Source organism: Shinella sp. M27, assembly GCF_049199905.1.
GTDB lineage: Bacteria > Pseudomonadota > Alphaproteobacteria > Rhizobiales > Rhizobiaceae > Shinella.
This window is the reverse complement of the sequence record NZ_JBLZPK010000007.1, coordinates 58,331-61,303: the sequence shown is the minus strand read 5'-3', so window position 1 is coordinate 61,303 and position 2,973 is coordinate 58,331. Positions and strand designations below refer to the sequence as shown.

At 61.5% G+C, this 2,973-nt stretch carries 2 protein-coding genes; one reads left to right on the top strand and one right to left on the bottom strand.

Going from position 1 to position 2,973, the window contains the following annotated elements:
• Nucleotides 1-33 precede the first annotated feature (33 nt).
• Nucleotides 34-1,989 (bottom strand): acetate--CoA ligase, encoded by a 1,956-nt coding sequence (acs, locus tag ACOZK4_RS01485; RefSeq protein ID WP_421590015.1) that lies wholly within the window; start codon nt 1,987-1,989, stop codon nt 34-36.
• Between the two features lie 236 nt (nt 1,990-2,225).
• On the opposite strand from acs, the gene ACOZK4_RS01480 reads away from it, so the two are divergent.
• Nucleotides 2,226-2,924 carry a DUF1013 domain-containing protein gene (locus tag ACOZK4_RS01480; RefSeq protein WP_313524030.1) on the top strand — a complete coding sequence of 233 codons (699 nt, stop codon included), beginning with the start codon at nt 2,226-2,228 and terminating at the stop codon, nt 2,922-2,924.
• Nucleotides 2,925-2,973: the final 49 nt, after the last annotated feature.

The following is a 2,973-nucleotide window of genomic DNA, read 5'->3' as shown; positions in this document are numbered from 1 at the left end:
CCGTTTCGCTTTGTCGTTCCGTAATCGAACCGTTCAGCCGGCCGCCTTGTTCTGACGATTCGCGATCAGGTCGTCCACGACGGCCGGATCAGCCAGCGTCGAGGTATCCCCGAGTGCGCCAAAATCGTCCTCGGCGATCTTGCGCAGGATGCGGCGCATGATCTTGCCGGAGCGGGTCTTCGGCAGGCCGGGGGCGAACTGGATTTTATCCGGCGTGGCGATCGGGCCGATTTCCTTGCGGACGTGTTTGACGAGGTCCTGGCGCAAAGCGTCGTTGCCCTCCTCGCCGGCCATCAGCGAGACGTAGCAATAGATGCCCTGGCCCTTGAGGCTGTGCGGATAGCCGACGACGGCGGCTTCCGACACGAGATGATGGGAGACGAGGGCCGATTCGATTTCGGCCGTGCCGAGGCGGTGGCCGGAAATGTTGAGCACGTCGTCGACACGGCCGGTGATCCAGTAGTAGCCGTCCTCGTCGCGGCGGCAGCCGTCGCCGGTGAAATACTTGCCCTTGTAGGTGGAGAAGTAGGTTTCGACGAAACGCTTGTGATCGCCATAGACCGTGCGCATCTGGCCCGGCCAGCTGTCGGTAATGCAGAGATTGCCGTCGGCCGCGCCTTCCAGCACATTGCCCTCGTTATCGACAAGCTCGGGCTTCACGCCAAAGAACGGCCGCGTCGCCGAACCCGGCTTCAGATCCGTCGCCCCCGGCAGAGGGGTGATCAGGATGCCGCCGGTTTCCGTCTGCCACCAGGTATCGACGATCGGCGAGCGGCCTTCCCCGACCACGTTGTAATACCATTCCCAGGCTTCCGGGTTGATCGGCTCGCCGACCGAACCGAGCAGGCGCAGCGACGACCGGTCGGATCGCTTGACGAAATCGTCGCCGGCGCCCATCAGCGCTCGGATCGCCGTCGGCGCGGTGTAAAAGATGTTGACCTTGTGCTTGTCGACCACCTCCCAGAAGCGGCCGGCATCCGGGAAGTTCGGCACGCCCTCGAACATCAGCGTGGTGGCGCGGTTCGCCAAGGGACCGTAGACGATATAAGAATGGCCGGTGACCCAGCCCACGTCGGCCGTGCACCAGTAGATATCGCCGTCCTGGTAATCGAAGACATATTTGTGCGTCATCGAGGCATAGACGAGATAGCCGGCCGTGGTGTGCAGCACGCCCTTCGGCTTGCCGGTCGAGCCCGAGGTGTAGAGGATGAACAGCGGGTCTTCCGCCTTCATCCTGGCCGGCGGACAATCGCGCGGCACGCTCAGCACTTCCTTGTGATGCCAGATGTCACGGCCGGGCGCCCAGCCGATCTTGCCGCCGGTGCGGCGCACGACCAGCACCTTGTTGACGATGACATGCTGCTTGGCGGCGATGTCGATGGCCGTATCGGTGTTTTCCTTGAGCGGGATCGGCTTGCCGCCGCGCACGCCCTCGTCACAGGTGACGACGAAGGTCGATTCGCAGTCGACGATGCGGCCGGCCAGCGCGTCCGGCGAGAAGCCGCCGAAGACCACCGAATGGATGGCGCCGATGCGCGCGCAGGCGAGCATGGCATAGGCCGCTTCGGGGATCATCGGCATGTAGATGGTGACGCGGTCACCCTTCTTCACACCGTGCTTCTTCATCACGTTCGCCATGCGGCAGACGTGTTCGTAGAGCTCGTTATAGGTGATCTTCTTGTCGATATACGGGTTGTCGCCTTCCCAGATGATGGCGACGTCGTCGCCATGCGCCTTCAGGTGACGGTCGATGCAGTTGTAGGAGACATTGGTGATGCCGTCCTCGAACCACTTGATCGGGACCTTGCCGGAAAACGAGGTGTTCTTGACCTTCGTATAGGGCTTGAACCAGTCGATGCGCATGCCGTGTTTGTCCCAGAAGCGCTCCGGGTTCTCGATGCTCTCGCGATACCATTTCTGATAGGTATCGTTGTCGATGAGCGTACGGCTTTTTGCGGATTTCAGGACCGGATAGGTCTTTGCGGACATGGAGGCCTCCCTGTGACTGCGCATGCGCGGGAAACCGTGTTCTCCTCCGGTCCCGCCACTCCTGGGCGCATTCATATCAGGTCAAAGCATTACGGCAATTAGACAAAGGTCATTTGTCTCTTGAAGAATTGCATTTCTGCGACAGTGAGGGTATAGAGGGCGCAATTCCCGGAACATAGTGGTTAACTACCAGACGACCCGCGACACCGGCGCGGACGCACAGAAGGACTATATGCATGGCTCAGCAGCTCCTCATGCCAAAGGCGACCGCGGTCTGGCTGGTCGACAACACGGCGCTGTCGTTCGAACAGATCGCGACTTTCTGCAAATTGCATCCGCTTGAAGTGAAGGCGATCGCCGATGGCGAATCAGCCCAGGGGATCAAGGGCCTCGACCCGATCTCGACCGGTCAGCTGTCGCGCGAAGAAATCGCGCGTGCGGAAGGCAACCCGAACCACAAGCTGAAGCTTTCCGAGCCGAAGGTTCGCGTTCCCGAATCCAAGCGCAAGGGCCCGCGCTACACGCCGGTCTCCAAGCGCCAGGATCGTCCGAACGCCATTCTCTGGCTCGTGCGCAACCATCCGGAACTGAAGGATGCGCAGATCTCGCGTCTCGTCGGCACCACCAAGTCGACGATCGAGCAGATCCGCGACCGCACCCACTGGAACTCGACGAACCTGACGCCGATGGATCCGGTTACGCTCGGCCTGTGCTCGCAGATCGATCTCGACCTCGAAGTCGAACGCGCTTCAAAGGGCCGCCCGCTGCCGACGGCCGCCGAACTCGGCGCCACGCTCGAATCCGCCCAGGAAACGGAAAAGCTGCCCTACAGCGACCGTGAAGAGGAAAAGGAAATCGACGCCGACGCCGTCTTCGCCAAGCTCAAGTCGCTCAAGTCCTCCACCCCGGACGAGGACGAAGACGACCGCTTCTAAGCGATTTCGCCATCACGGAATGACAAGACCGGTCGCCAAAAGCGGCCGG